This window comes from Caldanaerobacter sp. (genome assembly GCF_049701115.1).
Lineage (GTDB): Bacteria > Bacillota > Thermoanaerobacteria > Thermoanaerobacterales > Thermoanaerobacteraceae > Thermoanaerobacter.
On the sequence record NZ_JBNATX010000007.1, the window covers coordinates 1 to 19,131 of the forward strand.

A 19,131-nucleotide genomic window follows, 5' to 3' on the forward strand; every position below is an offset into this window, starting at 1 on the left:
AAGTTTAGTTACCGCTTTGACAACAAGTCGCATTTACACACAAAATGCCACTTTTTAAACTTTGTCAACAATCTGAGAAGATGGCAAATGCCATCTTTACTCTACCGGCTCCAATCTCGCTGTAAAATGCCTTAAAATCGGCGGTTCATACACAAACCTATAACCTTTTATCTGGTCTCTTCTAGCATATACTCTTTTAACGGCTTCTGCCACCACATCCATATGGCTATTAGTGTAAACTCGCCTTGGAATAGTAAGTCGAACAAAATCGAGTTTTGGAAGTCTATTTTGACCCGTCTCTGGGTCCCTTCCTGCTAAAAGAGCTCCTACTTCTACAGCCCTAATTCCAGCTTCTATATAAAGTTCTACACAAATCGCATGAGAAGGAAACTGATCTTGAGGAACATGAGGCAAAAACTTTTTGCCATCTATAAATACAGCATGTCCTCCAGTCGGATACTGAATCGGTATTCCGGCCTCTCTCAACTTGTCCCCCAAATATTTTACCTGATTTATTCTCCAAGCAAGATAATTTTCGTCAAGGACCTCTTCCAATCCCCTCGCCATGGCTTCCATGTCTCTTCCTGCAAGGCCACCATATGTCACAAAACCCTCCATGGGTATGAGCATCGTCTTAACTTTTGTAAACAATTCTTCATCGTCTTTTATGGCAATAAGCCCCCCAATATTTACAAGAGCATCTTTTTTAGCAGACATTGTAAATCCATCGCCGTAGGAAAACATTTCTCTCACTATTTCTTTAATAGATTTGTTCTCATAGCCCTTTTCTCTTTGCTTTATAAAATAAGCATTTTCTGCAAATCTTGCTGCATCGAAGAAAAGCCTCAAACCGTATTTATCTGCTACTCTCCTTACTTCTTTTATATTTTCCATTGACACAGGCTGTCCACCTGCACTATTGCAAGTAACTGTCGCCAAAATAAATGCTATATTTTCTGGACCTTTTTCTTCTATGAAATTTTCCAAAGCTTCAACATCAAAATTCCCTTTAAAAGGATGGTAGTTTTCTGTGTCCTCAGCTTCCTTTATCACCATGTCTATACCAATTCCGCCTGCCAGCTCAATATGGGCCTTTGTGGTATCAAAATGCATGTTACCAAGTACATACTGTCCCTTCTTTATGAGAAGAGGAAACAACACCTTTTCAGCTCCGCGCCCTTGATGGGTTGGCACAACATATTTATAGCCAAAAATATCTTGAACAACCTCACACAGATGGTGGTAATTCCTGCTTCCTGCATAAGATTCATCCCCCAGCATCATGCCTGCCCATTGATAATCGCTCATCGCAGCAGTACCGCTATCTGTCAAAAGGTCAATGTACACGTCATCAGATTTTAATAAAAACAAGTTATACCCGGCTTCTTTTATAAGCCTTATTCTTTCTTCACGTGTAGTAATCCTTAATGGTTCGACCATTTTTATCTTATAAGGCTCAGCCATTCTAATTAAATCATCGTACACATTGATCCCTCCTAAAAATTTTTATCCCCCATTTGTAATCGTTTAATAAAAGCTTAAAAAGAGGAAACTTTCTATTTATGAGCTACTACTTCTATTTCTATCAGAGCACCTTTAGGTAAACTCTTTACTTCTACCAGTGAACGAGCAGGAGGATTGTTTTTAAAATACCTCCCATAAATCTCATTAATCTTTGCAAAATCTCCCATATTCGTGACAAATACTGTAGTTTTTATAACATTATTAAAATCCATATCTGCAGCTTTTAAAATGGCACGTATGTTTTCTAAAACTCTTTCTGTTTGTTTTTCAATATCAGCCTCTATCATTTCTCCCGTAGCAGGGTCAATAGCTATCTGTCCCGCTGTGTACAAAAATCCGTCTACTAAAACTGCCTGTGAATAGGGTCCTATAGCCTTTGGAGCAGCATCGGTATTTATAATTGTCTTCATCTATCCCCATCCCTTCTATTTATTTTCCCACATAAAACGTTGTCCATGAATATTATATCACTTAAACTTGCGCTTTTTCAATAATTTTTTAAGGATTATAAAATTTTTGTACATACAATTAAGAAAGTGTAAATAATCGAAAACAGAAGAAAAATAGAGATTTTCCGTAGTTTTTCAATAATTTTGCTGGAAAATCGCAATCAAATCTATTTATTTGACTTTGACTTTCCCTGACCTTTGTTGTAATTATTAAAGTGGAGGCTGGAAAAGGTGAAGGGGGTGGTGAGTATGGTAAAAAGGAGAGATTTTCTCTCGTAAACCATATTTCCACCTCTACACACCTTAAGCCTCTAATAACTGGAGGAGGCGGGAGAAGTCCGCCCCTCTTCTTTTATCTTAGCTTGGAAGCTATTTCTCTCAATCTCATCTCCTCTTCATTCTCTGGTTCAGGAAGTACAATATTGTGAGGAACTGGTTTCCCTTCTTCGTCTACATGAATGAATGTAGCAAAACCTTCAAGTATAGGTTCTTCTTCATCGTTTTTGTATACTTTTGCGTAAGTTTTTATGCTGGACCTTCCAGTCAAAACTACGCTTGCCTTTATTTTTATTATATCGCCTTTTGTAGCACTTTTTCTAAACTCTAATCCATGAATCTTCAAACACACTATATTTTCAGGCTTTTTTACAAGATCACAAGCGGCTATAAAACAGGCTTCTACAAACCATTCTGCAATCCTTCCAGCAAAAAGTGTACCATGATGGTTTAAATCTTCCGATTTTACAAGATGAGCAACGCTTATCTCCTTCATTTTTTCTTCCTCCTGCCCAGTTTTTATAAAATAAAATTTCGGGACCCCTTTCATAATAACCGGATCCCGAAATTTTGTCAATCGTCTATTATTAAAACCAGTAATCATATATATGAACTAAAAAGGTTCTACACTTACATCAAAAAACTCCTCGTTAATCTTCACTGTAAAGTACTTTATCTCTTTTGCAGAAATTTCTATCTCATCTATTAATTTTTCCATCTCTTCCAAAGCCCTTTGGGCTTCTTCCAGGTTTATTGCCTTAAATCTAATCCTATCTCCGGGCTTTAATTGAGCTATTTTAGAAAGGTCTGAAGAAATTACCGTAGCAATTTTTGTATACCCACCTGTGGTCTGCGCATCTTTCAAAATCACAATAGGTTGCCCATTTGCAGGTACCTGAACTGCTCCTGGTAAAAGCCCGTCTGAAACGATATCATATCTTTCTTTTGCTTTGAGGAAAGGCCCTTCTAATCTATATCCCATTCTATCTGAGTCTTTGCTAATGACATAAGAAGAAGTCAAAAACACCTTTATAGCTTCTTCTTCAAAATAGTCATCCTGGGGACCTAGTATAACCCTCACCTCTTCTTCAGAGGAATAAGAGGGAATATACCTTTCACGTACCTTTTTTGCCTGAAGTGAAGCTTGAGAAGAAGGATTTTTTTCAAGTATATCTCCTTTTTCTAAACGCCTTCCTTTAAAGCCTCCCAATTTGCCGCGAGTGTACGTTGAAACGCTTCCCATCACATAGTCCCCTTTAAATCCCCCCTTAACTGCGAGATACACTCTTAATCCAGACTTTATAGGAGAAAAAGATAAAATATCCCCTTTTCGCACAGGAAAAGAAGACCACATGGGTCTTGGTATACCATTGACCAGAGGTTGCATCTCTGCTCCTGTCACAGCTACAAAAGTATCAGTTAATGCTTCTAAAGTAGGTCCCACAAGAGTAATTTCCAAACACGGATCATTTTCTTCATTTTCTAAAAGTCTGTTAGCTATCCTAAATGCAAATTCGTCCATTGCTCCAGAAGTAGGAACTCCCTGGCTCTCATAGCCAAACCTACCTAAATCTTGAATAGTAGTAAATAATCCCGGCTCTAATACTTTAAAACATTCCATTTTATCACCCACTCAAATTATGATTTAGATATTCGTAAATGCGCAGTTGATATTTACCTTCTTGTATTTCTTTTTCTATTTTGTAATATTCCTCTTCAGAGACGGGAATGAACTTTATATAGTTTCCTGCCTCAAATAAAATTGGCTTTTCTCTCTCCGGATCGTACAATCTCACAGGAGTTCTCCCTATTATACGCCACCCTCCTGGACTTGAAAGAGGATAAATGCCCGTCTGATTCCCAGCAATCCCCACAGATCCCGCTTTTATTTCTGTGCGAGGAGTCTCAAGTCGAGGTGTCGCAATCTTTTCGGACATTCCGCCTAAATACGCAAAACCCATAGTAAACCCTACCATATAAATTCTATAGAGTGGAGCACTGTGAATTGCTATCACCTCTTCAATAGACAAATTGTTATATTTGGCTACAAATTCAAGGTCAGGTCCAAATTCTCCTCCATATACCACTGGTATTTCATATACCTGCGGTTTAAATTCTTCTTTTATTTCTTCTCTCCCTATTTTCTCTGAAACATATTTTACGAGCTCATTATAAGAAATTTCTAAAGGATTGTATTTTATAAGCAAAGACCTGTATGTAGGAATCATAGAAATTATTCCTTTTTTGCTCTCTTTTTTTAATATTCGATACAGATTTACAACTTTTTCGTTACACTCTACAGTTATTTCGTTGCCAAATTCAACCACAATCCCTTTGTCTCCAAAAGGTAATATTCTGGGTTTTTCATACATTCCTCTCAGCTCCTTAATTCTATATCCATAATCTATACAAATTTGCTCATTGGAAGGATTTCTACCCCATTTTCTTCTAAAGTTTTTCTTATCTTTTTTGCAAATTCTACGGCCTTGGGATTATCCCCATGGACACATATAGTATCCACCTTTACTTTTACCGAAGTCCCATCTATAGCTTCACAAACTCCCTCTTTTACCATCCTCAATACTCTCTTGCAGGCAAGTTCTTCATCGCGAATTATAGCATTGGGGTGCTTCCTGGAAACCAAAGTGCCGTCTGGGTTTATATTTCTATCTGCAAACACCTCATAAGCAAACTTCAAACCAACTTTTTCTGCTGCTTTTTCCATTGCCGTATTTGCCATCCCCACACATATTAGATTTTTATCCACAGATGCTATAGCTTCTGCAATTGCCATGGCAATTTTTTCATCAACTGCCGCCATGTTGTAAAGCGCTCCATGCGCCTTCACGTGCTGTAATTTCATACCCCTGCTTTCAGCAAAAGCCTGCAACGCTCCTATTTGGTATATTACATAATTTTTTATTTCTTCTGGAGAAGCATCCAAATTTCTCCTTCCAAATCCCAGCAAATCAGGGAAACCAGGATGTGCCCCTATTAAAACCCCATTTTCTAAACAACGATCAACAGTCAAAGCCATTACCATTGGATCTCCTGCATGAAATCCACACGCGATATTGGCAGAGGAAATGTATTTTACTATCTCTTCATCCATGCCTATTTTATATGCACCAAAGCTTTCACCAATATCGCTATTTATATCCACTCTGTACATAGGATTACCCTCCTTTCTTTTCCTTACAAATTTATGTATTCTAATCTCCTGACAAGTTTAGATATTCTACATAGTATAATTGTAATCCTCCTTTAAACATAAACTCTTGATTTTTTCTTTATTTTAGGCTAAAATAAAGATAGACTAGAGAATGTCTGGGTGTGGCGCAGCTGGTAGCGCGCCAGAATGGGGTTCTGGAGGCCGGGGGTTCAAGTCCCCCCACTCAGACCAGTGAAAAAAAAGACCACTTACTCCCATGTAAGTGGTCTTTTTGTTTAGATGATTATGAATATTATTCCTCCGCCACTGTCATTTACTACCCTCTCTAACGTATCCCTCAATTTATGACTTAAATTTTCAGGAATTGCACTTACTTTGTTTTGCATGCCTTCTTTTACAAGATCGCTCAATGTCTTTCCAAATATGTTGGATTCCCAAATTTTTTCCGGATCATTTTCAAACTGCTCTGTTATGTATTTTACAAAGTCTTCGCTTTGCTTTTCTGTACCTACTACAGGTGTCACTTCTGCTGTTATATCTGTGCGGAAAATATGATAGGAAGGTGCAGAGGCTTTAAGCCTTACCGCAAATCTTCCCCCTTGCCTCACTATTTCAGGCTTTTCAAATTTCATCTCCTCTAAACTCGCAGGAACTACCCCTACTCCTGTCTCTTGTGCCTTTAAAAATGCCTCTTTTATTCTATCGTACTGTCTTTTTGCATGTGCCAGTTCTTTTATAACACTCATCAATTCTTTGTCATTTTTGATTGTAAGCCCGCTTTCATCACTTAAAATTTTGAAAAATAAGCCTTCATGAGTTTTAATCTCAATATTGGCACTTCCCTCTCCGGGAGCAATCTTTTTTATAAACACCTCTGAAAAGTTTTCATTTGCTTTAAGCCCGCCTACAAGATTTGAAATATCTCTTAGCCTATACAAATCTTTTACGCTCTCTTTTACCGTAGAAAGCACATTTTCTTTAAACCAGTGGTTTTTATCAAGAGCATCCACCCATGTAGGAAGGTCAATGGCAATTTCCCTGATTGGAAACTCAAAAAGCACTTTTTCTAAAATTTTGTAAATATCCTTAATCTCCATCTGCATCACATTGACTACAATCACAGGTGTATCGTACTTTTTCTCCAGTTCACTTGCTAAATTCATTGTTTCTGTATTCTGCGGATGAGTGGTATTGAGAAGAATTATAAAAGGTTTGTTTAGCTCTTTTAATTCTTTTATAACCCTTTCCTCGGCAGGGATGTAATTTTCTCTTGGTATTTCCGTAATGCTTCCATCCGTAGTAATTACCAATCCTATAGTAGAATGGTCGCTTATCACTTTCCTTGTCCCTATCTCCGCTGCCTCTTCAAAAGGTATTTCGTAGTCATACCAAGGTGTAGAAACCATTCTGGGTTTGTCTCCTTCCATGTAGCCTAGCGCTCCTTTTACCATGTATCCAACGCAATCCACAAGCCTTACTTTAAACTTAGTGTTTTCGTTTATAGTTATTTCCACTGCTTTTTCTGGAACAAACTTGGGTTCTGTAGTCATAACTGTTTTTCCAGCAGCGCTCTGAGGAAGTTCATCCCTTATTCTTTCTTTTAAAGGAGCTTCTTCTAGGTTAGGAAGCACTAATATGTCCATAAAACGCTTAATAAAAGTCGACTTGCCTGTTCTAACAGGGCCAACAACTCCTATGTAGATATCTCCCTGAGTTCTCTCAGCAATGTCTCTATAGATGTCGTAGCCTTCCACTTTATTCCCTCCTTTTGGCTATGTCCCTCATCCTCATTCCTAATATATGCTTTTACCCCACAGTTATATGATTAAATATAAAATCTCCGGCAAAACCGGAGATTCAGTTTGTTGACAAAGTCCTTCTTATTTAAGTGGCATTTTGTGTTAATGCTCCAGAGTTGCAAAGCGACTAAACTAAGGCTCCCTTTTCGGGCTCAGGCGGGGTTCCGACCAATTCGCCCTTTGGGCTCAAGTGGTCGCTCGCTTCGCTCGCCCCGCCTTCGCTCCTTAAGTTCGCCAAGTTTAGTTACCGCTTTGGCAACAAATCGCATTTACACACAAAATGCCACTCCTTTATTTTGTCAACAGTCTGAAATCTCCGGCAAAGCCGGAGATTAAATTCCGTGTAACTCGTGCTTTCTGTCTCTCGTCATCAAATTATAAACCGCTTCAAAAGGGCTTTTATTTTCAAAAATTATAGAATAAATCTCTTTGGTAATTGGCATATCCACTTTATATATTTGTGAAAGCCTGTAAGCTGAATTAGTAGTATTTACGCCTTCCACTACCATCCCTATTTCTTTTAACGCTTCTTTTAAACTTTTCCCCTTGCCTATTAAAATCCCTGCTCTCCTATTTCTTGAATAATTACTTGTACAAGTCACAATAAGGTCCCCGACCCCCGCCAATCCCAGAAAAGTCAAAGGGTCTGACCCCATAGCCACTCCCAGCCTTGTAATCTCAGCAAGCCCTCTTGTCATGAGAGCAGCTTTTGTATTATCCCCAAAACCAAGCCCGTCGGAAATCCCCGCTCCTAAAGCGATTATATTCTTTAAAGCTCCTCCTAGTTCCACTCCTATTACATCGGTATTTACATACAGCCTGAAAGTCTCATTCATAAAAGCCTCCTGTATGAATTCGCAAGCCTTAACGTCCTCTGAAGCAAGTACGCAGGCCGTAGGAATCTGCCTTACTACTTCTTCCGCATGACTTGGTCCTGACAGCACTACCACAGGGTTTGAAAGGTATTCCTTTATCACCTCAGACATTCTCTTCAATGAAGAAGTTTCAATCCCTTTTGCCAGATTGACAACAATAGCATTTTTAGAGATTTTCCCTTTTAATTTTTCGGATACTTCTCTTACAGCATGGGAAGGAACAGCAATGACCACTACTTCGGAATCTTCTACTGCTTTATCTAAGTCATTGTACAGTAAAATGCTTGAGGGAAGGTCCACGTCAAGGTATCTCGAATTGTGCCGTGTTGCAATAAGTTCCTCAAATTGCTCCTTACTTCTCATCCACAGCCTTACCTGATGGTTTAATTTATCAAGGTGAATAGCTATAGCAGTTCCCCAACTCCCTGCTCCCAGTACCGCTATTTTCATCTCTCTTTCCCTTTCTTATTTTATTTGGGCTCTCTGCCCTATTTTAGATTCAGTCCCGTTTATCAACCTCTTTATATTAGAGCGATGCTTAAATATTACTAACAACGCTAAGACTATTGCAAAAGTTAAAACTTGAACTGAATTAGGGAAAAATATGTTCAAAAGAGCAAAAGTAATAGCACCTGTCATAGACCCCAAAGATACATAGCGAGTTATAGCAATTACCGCTACTCCAACCGCAAGAGCAATAAGTCCTAAAAAGGGATTTATAGTCATCACCACTCCTACGCTTGTGGCAACTCCTTTTCCACCCCTAAACTTTAAAAATATCGGCCAGTTGTGCCCGCACACAACAGCTATACCGGCAACCAACGCTCCAGGCATTCCTATGAAATACTTTCCAAGTAAAACTGCTACTACCCCTTTCAACACATCGAGCACAAAAACAGGCGCTGCTGCCTTAGGACCCAATACTCTTAAGACATTAGTAGCTCCAGCATTGCCGCTCCCATAATTTCTTATGTCAATATTTCTAGTGTATTTTGTGAAAATATATGCATTATTTATACAGCCAATTAAATAAGCCAAAACAGCAACGAGTACAAATTTCATCTTCTCCCCCCTTTCCCTTTAATCTTCCCCTCTTTTTTTAGTAGAAATCACAATAGGCACTCCCTCAAAGCCAAAATTTTGTCTTATTGTGTTTTCAAGAAATCTCACATAAGAGAAGTGCAACAATTCGGGTTCATTCACAAAAATTACAAAAGTTGGTGGCTTTGTTCCTACTTGTGTAGCATAGTATATTTTTACAGGTCTTCCTTTAGAAGAAGGTGGCGGAAACATGAGCATTGCTTCATTTAAGACATTGTTTAAAAGCCCTGTAGTAATTCTTTTATTATATTCTTCCCACACTTTATCTACAGTTTCCAAAACTTTGTGAATTCTTTGACCTGTCTTGGCAGATATAAAAAGTATAGGCGCAAAAGAAATAAAAGCCAGTTTTTCTCTAATCATCTCTGTATATTCTTTATAAGTATTGCTATCTTTCTCAACAACATCCCATTTATTCACAAGAATTATGATTCCCTTTCCATTTTCAAAGGCATAACCTGCTATTTTCGTGTCTTGTTCCGTAGGTCCTTCTGTAGCATCTATCATGAGAAGGCATATATCAGCCCTCTCAATTGCAGACAATGCCCTTAAAACGCTGTACCTTTCTATCGACTCACTTATCCTGCTTTTCCTTCTTATTCCAGCAGTATCAATTAATATATAATTCTTTCCATCTTTAGTAAAAGGAGTATCTATTGCATCTCGAGTAGTTCCTGGTATATCACTTACAATGACTCTTTCTTCCCCTAGTATGCGATTTACTAAAGAAGATTTTCCTACGTTGGGTTTCCCAATCACAGCAATTTTAATCGTTTCTTCTTCATATTCTACATCATTTTCAGGCAACCTCTTTATCACTTCATCCAAAAGTTCACCTATTCCAAGCCCATTTGAAGCAGAGATGGGTACAGGTTCTCCTAAACCCAGCTTGAAAAAGTCATAAAAACTCGCAGGCATCTCTTTGAAACTATCCACTTTATTGCAAACCAAAATCACTTCTTTTTTGGTTTTCCTTAGCATATTGGCTATTTCTTCATCTTCAGGGACAAGTCCCTCTCTCGCATCAACCACAAACAAAATCAAGTCCGCTGCTTCAATAGCCGCTTCTACTTGCAATTTCACTTTCGAAAAGATCACATCCTTTGGGTCAGGATCCAATCCGCCAGTATCTACCAAAATAAACTTCCTATTAAGCCATTCTGCATCCCCGTATATTCTGTCCCTTGTAACTCCAGGTATGTCCTCAACAATTGATACCCTTTTTTTAAGAATTCTGTTAAAAAGAGTGGATTTCCCAACGTTTGGTCTTCCGACAATAGCTACCATTGCTCTTGACATTCGCCTCACCTACCTCTGTATATCTTTTGTAAAAAGTCTCTTCCATCAACTTCAGAAACAATTATTTCTGTTTCCAAGGCATTCTTCACTTCTTTTAAGTTTACATCGTCTAAAAATATATCCGAGCCTTCTTTTAGCATTACCCGGGGAATGACCAAAGTCTTGCCCTTTGCCTTACCTTTGAGCTGTTCTATTATATCTTTTCCCACTACAAGTCCTGCCACAGTTATGTTTTTACCAAAGAACTTATTTACTATTGGTACAACCTCAACGTCAAATCCTATACTTTCGAGTTTTTGTGATATATCCCTCATAAAATCATAAGCAGCAAACCCTGTAGCAATTAGAAAAGATTGATTGTTTTTTCTCCTTATTAAGGTCTTTTTTCTTCTAAGTGCCTCTTCAAACTGGCGTTTAAACAAAGCCATAAGCCCAACGCCATTTTCTATTTGCGGAAAGCCTTCATAGTGGTCATAATCAGGAATTGGCAATTTCCCCATCACATAAAACTCATCAGACAAAAAAACGAAAGAGGTTCCTAATTTCTCCTTCAATTTTTTTTGCCATGACGAAACCTGTTCTATTACTTCCCTCATCTCTTTAGGAGTGAAAGGGCGAAGAGGATATAAATTATCTCTGTGGTCAGTAAGTCCCACTGGAACTATGGCAACAGATTTAACTCCTGGATAAAGAAAAGATAGGTCCTCTATCGTCTTGTCAAGTTCTCTTCCATCATTTATTTCAGGACATAACACAATCTGACCGTGAATCTCAATTCCCCCTTGAACCAGTTTTTTTAAGTATTCCATTACATTTCTGGCTTTAGGATTTTTCATCATTTTTACCCTAAGGTCTTTGTTTGTAGTGTGAATTGAAACATATAAAGGAGAAAGTTTATACCTTATGATTCTATCAAGCTCTTCTTCACTTACATTAGTCAAAGTTACAAAATTCCCCTGGAGAAAGGAAAGTCTGTAGTCATCATCCTTAAAAAATAGGGATTTTCTTACTCCTTTAGGCAATTGGTCGATAAAACAAAAAATACACTTATTTTGGCATCTTTTAGGCCTATCAATCAGTTCTTCTTCAAAAATCAATCCAATATCTTCATTGTAATCTTTTTCAATTTCAAACACATATCTTTCTCCTGAACTTTTTTCAATTTCTAATTCTACAAATTCATTTGCCATCTCGTATCGATAATCTATTATATCAATAACCTGTTTCCCATTTAATGAAATTAATCTATCTCCTTTTCGTATGCCTAAATCTTCCGCGATGCTTCCTTTTACGATGTCTTTTATCATTATTTTATTCATACTATTCCTCCTAAATCTCCTCCCCTACTAAATTATGAATTAATCTTAAAAATACGTCAAGAGATTTTTTGCAACTTTGTTTTAATATCTGTTACTAATTCCACAAAATTTTTATATCGTTTCAAAATCCCATAGACTGTAATTGGTCTCCCCAATGAAATAATACCCAGTCTTCGGGAAGCAAATCCTCCAATTTTTGTAGTTAAACCAATAGCCGGCAATGCATCCACAACCAATATTTCTTTTTTACTAATACCAAAAATCGTTAAAAAGCTGTAAATAGCTTTTGTCACAATATCTCTTCCATTCCTAGCCCCAACTATGTAAACCTCATTTCCAAATTCATCTCTTCCCATATAAAAAAGGGTGCCAATTTCGTCATTGGCAGTCTTATCATAATGAGGGAGTGAAAGAATCTCTTGAAAGGTAGGTATTCTATTTAAAGGTAAAAGACCGACGTGAATAGAAGCCGCTACCACGGAAGAATGAGCACTTCCATAACACATATAAATTATTACCATTTGGTCACCTCATAAAATTCTCTTATATTTTTCAACAAACCGTTTCATATCCCTTTTTTTCTTTATGTAGTATCTATAGAGAATTTTTTCTACAGCTTTTTTAAATATTTTTTTATTTCTCAACTTCATCAGTAAAATCAAGAATTTAATGTCATAATGAGAAGTATCTATGAATATCACATCTTCATCAATATCAAAAACCCTCATCAAATCTTTCAAAGTCCTCTTGATGTTCTCACCGAAACTTTTTACTCCCATCACATAAACTTCATTTTCATAATCATCCTTGCCCATGTATCTTATATCTCCATAATCTACTTCAAGAAAAAATGGAATCTTAAAAAATTCTTCCTCCCCAATATCTGCATTTCCCTTCAGGTGGAGATAGGCACAAATAGGTGAAGAATAACATCCACAAAAACTGTAATAAATCACTTTCATAGCATCACCTAATATTGTTTAACTAAAATAAATACCCCATTCTCAAGGTCATGTACCGCTGCCTTGAAAATTCGACTCATATACATAGATACTTTCTGTTGTTCTTCCTCAGTGTCTACATAAATTATAGGTGCTGTTCCACTTGAAACATTGTGTTTTGCACTCCTTAACACAACTATCGCCACGACAAAACCGGTAACATGGACTTCCACTCTATCACCCCAAATTTTTAGTAGCTCCTCTGGACTTAGAAGGGTATTTTCTCACAGTTTCTATAGCGGGAATATTTTTTATGATTTCAACAAATGCATTTACATCGGGCTTCATTACTACCATCACCACAATTACATCTCCATTTTCATTGTTGTTCATAGTCATTGGCGCCAATTCAGGAGTGTCTATGTTCATTCTAAGTCCCAACTGGTTTGCAACTTCATGAAGTATTGCCTGTCTTATACCCAAATTGTTTATAGAAATCAAACTGTCAAGCCCCTTAGGGCGAATTATTGCCGCTAACCCATATTTTTCAATGATCTCTCTCCCTTCTTTCAGTCCTATATCCGCCAAAACTACATCTTCGACACTCAAAAGGGGCCCCTTGAATATTATTTTAGCGGGAATTACATCTGCTATATCTCGTATATAGGCGGTTTTCATCACGTATCGAGATAAATAGATGGATATTCCCCCTACAACAAAACCTACTAAGGCACTTTTGCTAAGATAAACAGAAAGAGAGGCCATTGCTGCCACTGCCATGGCTATGTAATTCCTTGCCTCAAATACTTTTGCTATATTTTCTATATAAGCAGCTCCTCTTGGAACAAGCTCAGTAGCTTCCATCTTTTCCAAACTTGTCCTTTCAATTTCCCTTACACCTTTAAACTGCTGTGCAGCTAAAGCAAGGAAAGTCACAGCAGTATATTGTTTTTCAATAAGGGCAGGAACAGAAAAAGCTCCTAATGCCGCTGATATTACGCCCAATGTCAGGTGAGTCATATACCCTTGCGGGTACGTAGGGTATTGTCTATAATCCACCCTTAAATATATAAACCTAGCAAAACTTCCCATTATAATACCCATTAAAACGATCTTTATGTAAAGGTCGTGTCCTATACTCATTCTCCATCTCCTTTTTTCCGCCTGAATCGACCAAAATAGCTTGCAAACTCTCTCTTGGTTGCTTTGGAAAACTTATGCATCATTTCTCTGCCTCCAGTGCTTAAAAGCATGAAAGCAACGGCAGATACTATCCCTATACCTACAAGAATCCATATACCAGTAGCTGCAGCTTTATTCTGTCCAGGAAGAGGTTTTTGGGCTTTCGTAACTGCTCCAACTTGCTTTTGTTCATCCATACCATAGAGAGCTTTTGTAAGTATGTCTGCCATAAATCCTGCAGATACTTCTGCCCTTTCTCTAGTATGGGGATATGTGCCAAACTCCAAAAGCAAAGCGTTCGGAGTGAGGTCTTGATTAAAATCTCCTTCTCCAAAAAATATGTCCTTTATAAGACCAGGGTAGGTCTTATCAGCAATAGCTTTAATTCTGTACGCCAAATTCTGATTGGCTTTTAAATTGGGATTGTTCCTCCCAAGGACTATTCTAACTCCTGTGGCATTTTTACCTGCAATCTTTCGTATGTACTCCTCCAAAGGGACAGCATCTCTGTGAACATCCAAAAGGAGGTCTGGTTTAAATTCCCTAAGTAATTTAACTGCTCCAGCCCTTGATCGGGTATACGCCATGGCATCATGAGGTAAATAAAGCGTCCAGTCAACTTTTACTTTTACACCTTTATTTTCCAGTGCTTTCTGAAGAGCAGTATCAACCTTATATATTCCTCCATGACCGTTGATACTAGCCGCTCCATCAGAAGGTAAATATGATTCATCACTGTGAGTAGAATATATGGCTATCCTTTTTTCCCCTGTCTCTTGAACTAACGCCATTGCGGCAGAAATTTCCTCTTTAACCTCTGGAAGCTTTTCTGTCCTTATGTATTTAGCATAGGCAATTCTTTCGCTTTTATCTACCTTTACTACTTCATAAAACTTGTTATCTCCTGAAAGATACATATCCTTTTCATGGACTTCCATCGCTGTTCTAAAAAGCACCTTCTCTGTTTTTATATCATACACTGTGTAATAACCCGAATTTCCAAATCCCTCTATTGGGATAGATATGACTATCAATGCAAAGATTAAATAGGTGATTAATTTATTTCTTGTCTTTTTCATCTTCCTTACCACCTTCCTTAAATACATCTGTTAAACTGCTGGCCATGCTGCCATGTTTAAGCTCTAAATGCTTTTTGCTTGTACCTCCCTGTATTTTTTCTCGTACCTCTCCTATTACCTCGGAAAGAAATACCGCCACAATCATGGAAATCACAACTGCATCAAAAAAACCTGCTCCCCCTATTGGTACAGCTCCTTTTACACCTGTAATAGAATTTACAACTGCTTGCGCTACATTTGCCAATATTACTCCCATTACCCCGGCTATAAAAGCTGCCCTTCTTGAACGAGAAAAAAGGTAAGCAATTAAACCTCCTACTATCCCGTATACATAATTAGGTTCAATTATCATAGCCTCTGGCTCTGCAGGGAGAAATCTTCCGGCAAAGTAGACAGCAACGGCTGCTAAAATCGAAACCACAATACTATTTATTCTTTCTCTGTTATTCTCTGCACTTAAAAACAAGTATAAAGATACAGCAAAGGGTATAACTGCTCCTCCCACGTTTATAGACACATATTTTGTTATATGAAGGTTAGGAATAAAAGTTCCTATAATCATCCCTACAATGACTAGAAAAGCCCATGTGTCTGTCATTTTCATCCTATCTAAAACTCTATGGGCAAATCCAAAGAGTACAGCAAAAGCCGTTATAGAAAGAAGTATATAACTAAGCGGCATTAGAATCCCTCCATTGAAATTCTCTTTACAAATTTATCTTTTACATATTGAAATAAAAATATACAAAAAAGTCCGCTTTTAAAAAGCGGACCTTTTCAAGCTCTAATTCTTTTGTTCAGATCTTTTCTTTATATTTTCAAACTTAAAATCTATTCTTTCTCCTGTCTCTAGATAAATCACCCATTCGCATATGTTAGTCGTATGATCGGCAATTCTTTCTAAATATCTGGCAACAAATAAAAATTCTGCAGCCTGATGAATATTTCTTGGGTCTTCAATCATATATGTCAAAAGTTCTCTAAAAATCTGGCCATAAAGAGCATCGACTATTTCGTCTTTTTCCCCTATCGACTTAGCTAAATCCAAATCCTGTCTTACATAAGAATCTAAAGAAAGTTTTACCATTTCTCTTACAACATCGCTCATACGGGGAATATCTATCAAAGGCTTTATATATTTTTCATCCGCAATCCTTAAAGTAGTTCTGGCTATGTTGACCGCATAATCTCCCATTCTTTCCAAGTCTGTTACAATTTTTAACCCTGTCAGGACGATTCTTAAGTCCTTTGCAATAGGATGCTGTGTAACCATTATCTTTGCGCACTTATCGTCTATCTCAATTTCCATTTTATTGATTCTATCATCTTCATCTATTACTTTCTGCGCCATTTCTTTGTCATGATTGACCAAAGAAGCTATCGCATTGCCTATTGCTTCTTCCACCAGACTTCCCATTTTAAGAATATCATAGTGAAGTTCCTCAAGTTCTTTTTCAAAGCGACTTCTATTCATCTTATCACCTCCTTTTAACCGAATCTGCCAGTGATATAATCCTCTGTCCTCTTGTCTTTTGGATTGTAAAACACCTGATCTGTTGGTCCCCACTCCACGAGCTCACCATTTAAGAAAAAGGCCGTATAATCAGATACTCTTCCCGCTTGCTGCATGTTATGAGTCACTATTATTATAGTATATTTTTTCTTCAAATCCTCTATTAACTCTTCAATCTTCATAGTAGAAATGGGATCCAACGCCGATGTAGGTTCATCCATCAAGATAACTTCTGGTTCCACCGCCAAAGTCCTGGCAATGCAAAGCCTTTGCTGCTGACCACCTGATAAGCTCAAAGCAGAATGATGAAGCCTATCTTTTACTTCATCCCATAAAGCTGCCGCTTTTAAGCTTTTCTCTACTATTTCGTTTAAAGTCCTTTTATCTCTTATCCCGTGAATTCTGGGACCATAAGCTACATTGTCATAAACAGTCATAGGAAAAGGATTAGGCTTTTGGAAAACCATACCAACTTTTTTCCGCAGTTCGATCACATCGACTTCCTTGTATACATCTTTACCATCTAACAGCACAGTGCCAGTGATTTTAACTCCCTCAATCAAATCATTCATCCTATTCAAGGTCCTGATAAAAGTAGATTTTCCACAGCCAGAAGGGCCAATGAGTGCAAGAACGCTATTAGGCTCTACATCCAAATTTATCTTTTTCAAGGCCTGTACTTCCCCATAAAACAAGTCCAAATCCCTTACTTCTATTTTTTTCATCTGCCATTCATTCCCCTTCCTAATTGTTTATATATTATACCATATTTATCTTTCACCTGTCATTCTCCTGTGCACTACACCACCTAACCATCTCGCAAAAAGGTTAAAAATCAAAACAGCCAAAAGCAGAACTGCAGAAGCTCCATCTGCAATTTGTCTTGCGTCAGGTGCTAAACCTTCACTATTTACCTTCCATATATAAACTGCAAGTGTCTCCGCAGGCCTAAACAAATTCAAGGGAGAAGTTGGACTTTTGGGATTAAAGTTTGAAAAATTTAAAGCAGGGCTACTCATACCAGCTGTATAAAGCAATGCCGCAGCCTCTCCAAAAATTCTTCCAGCAGTCAAAATTATTCCAGTTAAAATTCCAGGCAAAGCCGCAGGAACAACTACTTTTGTAATAGTCTGCCACTTTGTAGCCCCAAGTGCAAAACTCGCTTCTCTGAGGCTATTTGGAACGCTCTTTATAGCATCTTCACTGACTCTTGTCATCACAGGAAGATTCAAAACTGTAAGTGCAAGAGCTCCAGCCATAAGGGAATATCCCCATCCTGTCATGGTAACAAACACCAAAAGTCCGAAAAGTCCCACAACAATAGAGGGCATAGAAGAAAGTGTCTCAACAGATAAACGTATTATTTCAGTAAACAGATTGGGCCTTGCGTATTCCGACATATATACTCCTGCTCCGATTCCTATTGGAACAGAAATTATCAAAGTGATTATCAAAAGCTCTATAGAATTAAAAAGCTGAGGTCCTATGCCGCCCCCCACCTCCATAAATTTAGGAGGGGAAGTTAAGAAAGACCATGTAAGCCTTGTCCGCCCTTGATACAATATATAGCCTATTAAAGACAGCAAAAATGCCACTAAAAAACCCGCTACCAAGTAGAAATACACTGTAGCAATTTTATCGTAAAGTTTTGCTTTCATCTGTAAATTCCCCTCCTACCCACCAATCTAATCAGGATAATGAAAAAGAAGGAAATTAGAAGCAGTAAAAGCGCAAGAGACCATAAAGCATTGTTCCACAGAGTACCCATTACTGTATTTCCCATTTCCATAGTAATAATAGAGGTTATCGTCGACATGGGTTCAAGAAAAGACCTGGGTATTACAGGACGGTTTCCAATGACCATCTGCACTGCCAGAGCCTCACCAAAAGCCCTTGCGAGGCCAAGTATAATTGCTGTTAAAATACCGGGTTTTGCCGCAGGTATGAGGACATGACGTATAGTTTGCCAGCGGGTAGCACCAAGCGCGTAACTCGCTTCTCTTATCTCCGACGGCAAAGCCCTTATTGTATCTGCACTCACGCTTGTTATAGTAGGGAGGGTCATTATAGCTAAAACCAAAATACCTGCCAATAAGCTAAAACCGAGTCCTCCAAAATGCTTGCTTATAAAAGGAACAAGGACACTGAGACCGATCCATCCGTATACAACAGAGGGAATACCTACAAATATCTCTATGGCCGGCTGTAATATTTTCTGCCCCATCTTCTTGCTTATTTCCACCATAAATATCGCTGAGGAAACACCTAAGGGTCCACTTATCATGATAGCAAAAATCGAAACCAGTACAGAACCCACAATAAAAGGCAAAGCTCCTACCTGTGGGGTTTCCCTATCAGGTCGCCATTCAGCAGAAAACAGGAATTCTTTTATTGAAACCTTATTTACAATAAAAGTAGAAATCCCTTTTGATGCCACAAAATAAAAAAGGGATATGACTAAAAGTATAAGAAGTACTGCTGAGGAGAAAACGATAACTTTTCCCACCATGTCCTGGCGCTTCCTAGACATTTCATACCTCTTATCCGCAGTCATAAATCCATCCTCCGTTCAATTTATACCGATTATAAAACCATCATGCCT

At 38.0% G+C, this 19,131-nt stretch carries 21 protein-coding genes and 1 tRNA gene; 1 reads left to right on the forward strand and 21 read right to left on the reverse strand.

Going from position 1 to position 19,131, the window contains the following annotated elements:
• Positions 1 to 96 precede the first annotated feature (96 nt).
• From ACPLVE_RS03810 to ACPLVE_RS03835, 6 genes are all read right to left on the reverse strand, one after another.
• Entirely contained in the window at positions 97 to 1,485 is a 1,389-nt protein-coding gene (locus tag ACPLVE_RS03810; RefSeq protein ID WP_424609978.1) for a tryptophanase, read from the reverse strand.
• Between the two features lie 71 nt (positions 1,486 to 1,556).
• The gene (locus ACPLVE_RS03815) at positions 1,557 to 1,934 is read right to left on the reverse strand and encodes a RidA family protein (protein WP_424609980.1); all 378 of its coding nucleotides are present in this window, start codon (positions 1,932 to 1,934) and stop codon (positions 1,557 to 1,559) included.
• A 391-nt stretch (positions 1,935 to 2,325) separates the two neighbouring features.
• Positions 2,326 to 2,745: an acyl-CoA thioesterase gene (locus ACPLVE_RS03820; protein ID WP_424609982.1), complete on the reverse strand. Its 420-nt coding sequence runs from the start codon at positions 2,743 to 2,745 to the stop codon at positions 2,326 to 2,328.
• Positions 2,746 to 2,862: 117 nt separating this feature from the next.
• Positions 2,863 to 3,870, reverse strand: a complete 1,008-nt coding sequence (locus tag ACPLVE_RS03825; protein ID WP_424609984.1) for a biotin-dependent carboxyltransferase family protein — start codon at positions 3,868 to 3,870, stop codon at positions 2,863 to 2,865.
• Between the two features lie 4 nt (positions 3,871 to 3,874).
• A complete protein-coding gene (gene pxpB, locus ACPLVE_RS03830) occupies positions 3,875 to 4,621 on the reverse strand; it encodes a 5-oxoprolinase subunit PxpB (protein ID WP_424609986.1) in 747 nt (248 codons plus the stop codon).
• A gap of 32 nt (positions 4,622 to 4,653) precedes the next feature.
• Positions 4,654 to 5,421 (reverse strand): LamB/YcsF family protein, encoded by a 768-nt coding sequence (locus tag ACPLVE_RS03835; protein WP_424609988.1) that lies wholly within the window; start codon positions 5,419 to 5,421, stop codon positions 4,654 to 4,656.
• A gap of 155 nt (positions 5,422 to 5,576) precedes the next feature.
• Here ACPLVE_RS03835 and ACPLVE_RS03840 point away from each other — a divergent pair.
• A tRNA-Pro gene (locus tag ACPLVE_RS03840) sits at positions 5,577 to 5,652 on the forward strand.
• A 44-nt stretch (positions 5,653 to 5,696) separates the two neighbouring features.
• Here the strand turns inward: ACPLVE_RS03840 and spoIVA are convergent.
• The 15 genes from spoIVA to pstC all read right to left on the reverse strand — a co-directional run bounded on the left by spoIVA (position 5,697) and on the right by pstC (position 19,083).
• Complete coding sequence (gene spoIVA, locus ACPLVE_RS03845) at positions 5,697 to 7,175, reverse strand: stage IV sporulation protein A (RefSeq protein ID WP_424609990.1); 1,479 nt, start codon at positions 7,173 to 7,175, stop codon at positions 5,697 to 5,699.
• Between the two features lie 377 nt (positions 7,176 to 7,552).
• Entirely contained in the window at positions 7,553 to 8,545 is a 993-nt protein-coding gene (locus ACPLVE_RS03850; protein ID WP_424609992.1) for an NAD(P)H-dependent glycerol-3-phosphate dehydrogenase, read from the reverse strand.
• 15 nt (positions 8,546 to 8,560) lie between these two features.
• A complete protein-coding gene (gene plsY, locus ACPLVE_RS03855; protein ID WP_424609994.1) occupies positions 8,561 to 9,157 on the reverse strand; it encodes a glycerol-3-phosphate 1-O-acyltransferase PlsY in 597 nt (198 codons plus the stop codon).
• Positions 9,158 to 9,175: 18 nt separating this feature from the next.
• Positions 9,176 to 10,495, reverse strand: coding sequence for a ribosome biogenesis GTPase Der (gene der, locus ACPLVE_RS03860; protein ID WP_424610101.1), 1,320 nt, complete (start codon positions 10,493 to 10,495; stop codon positions 9,176 to 9,178).
• A 5-nt stretch (positions 10,496 to 10,500) separates the two neighbouring features.
• A complete protein-coding gene (locus tag ACPLVE_RS03865; protein ID WP_424609996.1) occupies positions 10,501 to 11,814 on the reverse strand; it encodes a DUF512 domain-containing protein in 1,314 nt (437 codons plus the stop codon).
• A gap of 56 nt (positions 11,815 to 11,870) precedes the next feature.
• Positions 11,871 to 12,335, reverse strand: a complete 465-nt coding sequence (locus ACPLVE_RS03870; protein ID WP_424609998.1) for a DUF3189 family protein — start codon at positions 12,333 to 12,335, stop codon at positions 11,871 to 11,873.
• Between the two features lie 9 nt (positions 12,336 to 12,344).
• Complete coding sequence (locus tag ACPLVE_RS03875) at positions 12,345 to 12,776, reverse strand: DUF3189 family protein (RefSeq protein WP_424610000.1); 432 nt, start codon at positions 12,774 to 12,776, stop codon at positions 12,345 to 12,347.
• A gap of 8 nt (positions 12,777 to 12,784) precedes the next feature.
• On the reverse strand, positions 12,785 to 12,988 hold the full coding sequence (locus ACPLVE_RS03880; protein ID WP_424610001.1) for a capping complex subunit for YIEGIA: 204 nt from the start codon (positions 12,986 to 12,988) through the stop codon (positions 12,785 to 12,787).
• Positions 12,989 to 12,992: 4 nt separating this feature from the next.
• Complete coding sequence (locus ACPLVE_RS03885) at positions 12,993 to 13,898, reverse strand: YIEGIA family protein (protein ID WP_424610002.1); 906 nt, start codon at positions 13,896 to 13,898, stop codon at positions 12,993 to 12,995.
• The gene (gene spoIIP / locus ACPLVE_RS03890; protein ID WP_424610004.1) at positions 13,895 to 15,016 is read right to left on the reverse strand and encodes a stage II sporulation protein P; all 1,122 of its coding nucleotides are present in this window, start codon (positions 15,014 to 15,016) and stop codon (positions 13,895 to 13,897) included. The genes ACPLVE_RS03885 and spoIIP overlap by 4 nt, the downstream gene beginning before the upstream one ends.
• Entirely contained in the window at positions 14,997 to 15,698 is a 702-nt protein-coding gene (locus ACPLVE_RS03895) for a DUF1614 domain-containing protein (protein ID WP_424610006.1), read from the reverse strand. The genes spoIIP and ACPLVE_RS03895 overlap by 20 nt, the downstream gene beginning before the upstream one ends.
• Before the next feature lie 102 nt (positions 15,699 to 15,800).
• On the reverse strand, positions 15,801 to 16,490 hold the full coding sequence (gene phoU / locus ACPLVE_RS03900; RefSeq protein ID WP_424610008.1) for a phosphate signaling complex protein PhoU: 690 nt from the start codon (positions 16,488 to 16,490) through the stop codon (positions 15,801 to 15,803).
• A 14-nt stretch (positions 16,491 to 16,504) separates the two neighbouring features.
• Positions 16,505 to 17,254: a phosphate ABC transporter ATP-binding protein PstB gene (gene pstB / locus ACPLVE_RS03905; protein ID WP_424610010.1), complete on the reverse strand. Its 750-nt coding sequence runs from the start codon at positions 17,252 to 17,254 to the stop codon at positions 16,505 to 16,507.
• Between the two features lie 45 nt (positions 17,255 to 17,299).
• A complete protein-coding gene (gene pstA, locus ACPLVE_RS03910) occupies positions 17,300 to 18,187 on the reverse strand; it encodes a phosphate ABC transporter permease PstA (protein WP_424610012.1) in 888 nt (295 codons plus the stop codon).
• Positions 18,184 to 19,083, reverse strand: a complete 900-nt coding sequence (gene pstC / locus ACPLVE_RS03915; protein WP_424610014.1) for a phosphate ABC transporter permease subunit PstC — start codon at positions 19,081 to 19,083, stop codon at positions 18,184 to 18,186. The genes pstA and pstC overlap by 4 nt, the downstream gene beginning before the upstream one ends.
• Between the last annotated feature and the right edge of the window lie 48 nt (positions 19,084 to 19,131).

Excerpts from the sequence above, each read along its gene's own strand:
- ACPLVE_RS03850 (WP_424609992.1), bottom strand. The coding sequence starts at position 8,545 with ATGAAAATAGCGGTACTGGGAGCAGGGAGTTGGGGAACTGCTATAGCT.
- ACPLVE_RS03885 (WP_424610002.1), bottom strand. The coding sequence starts at position 13,898 with ATGAGTATAGGACACGACCTTTACATAAAGATCGTTTTAATGGGTATT.
- ACPLVE_RS03870 (WP_424609998.1), bottom strand. The coding sequence starts at position 12,335 with ATGGTAATAATTTATATGTGTTATGGAAGTGCTCATTCTTCCGTGGTA.
- ACPLVE_RS03820 (WP_424609982.1), bottom strand. The coding sequence starts at position 2,745 with ATGAAGGAGATAAGCGTTGCTCATCTTGTAAAATCGGAAGATTTAAAC.
- phoU (WP_424610008.1), bottom strand. The coding sequence starts at position 16,490 with ATGAATAGAAGTCGCTTTGAAAAAGAACTTGAGGAACTTCACTATGAT.
- plsY (WP_424609994.1), bottom strand. The coding sequence starts at position 9,157 with ATGAAATTTGTACTCGTTGCTGTTTTGGCTTATTTAATTGGCTGTATA.
- pstB (WP_424610010.1), bottom strand. The coding sequence starts at position 17,254 with ATGAAAAAAATAGAAGTAAGGGATTTGGACTTGTTTTATGGGGAAGTA.
- ACPLVE_RS03815 (WP_424609980.1), bottom strand. The coding sequence starts at position 1,934 with ATGAAGACAATTATAAATACCGATGCTGCTCCAAAGGCTATAGGACCC.
- pxpB (WP_424609986.1), bottom strand. The coding sequence starts at position 4,621 with ATGTATGAAAAACCCAGAATATTACCTTTTGGAGACAAAGGGATTGTG.
- spoIIP (WP_424610004.1), bottom strand. The coding sequence starts at position 15,016 with ATGAAAAAGACAAGAAATAAATTAATCACCTATTTAATCTTTGCATTG.
- pstC (WP_424610014.1), bottom strand. The coding sequence starts at position 19,083 with ATGACTGCGGATAAGAGGTATGAAATGTCTAGGAAGCGCCAGGACATG.
- ACPLVE_RS03835 (WP_424609988.1), bottom strand. The coding sequence starts at position 5,421 with ATGTACAGAGTGGATATAAATAGCGATATTGGTGAAAGCTTTGGTGCA.
- der (WP_424610101.1), bottom strand. The coding sequence starts at position 10,495 with ATGTCAAGAGCAATGGTAGCTATTGTCGGAAGACCAAACGTTGGGAAA.
- ACPLVE_RS03865 (WP_424609996.1), bottom strand. The coding sequence starts at position 11,814 with ATGAATAAAATAATGATAAAAGACATCGTAAAAGGAAGCATCGCGGAA.
- pstA (WP_424610012.1), bottom strand. The coding sequence starts at position 18,187 with ATGAAAGCAAAACTTTACGATAAAATTGCTACAGTGTATTTCTACTTG.
- ACPLVE_RS03895 (WP_424610006.1), bottom strand. The coding sequence starts at position 15,698 with ATGCCGCTTAGTTATATACTTCTTTCTATAACGGCTTTTGCTGTACTC.
- ACPLVE_RS03825 (WP_424609984.1), bottom strand. The coding sequence starts at position 3,870 with ATGGAATGTTTTAAAGTATTAGAGCCGGGATTATTTACTACTATTCAA.
- ACPLVE_RS03875 (WP_424610000.1), bottom strand. The coding sequence starts at position 12,776 with ATGAAAGTGATTTATTACAGTTTTTGTGGATGTTATTCTTCACCTATT.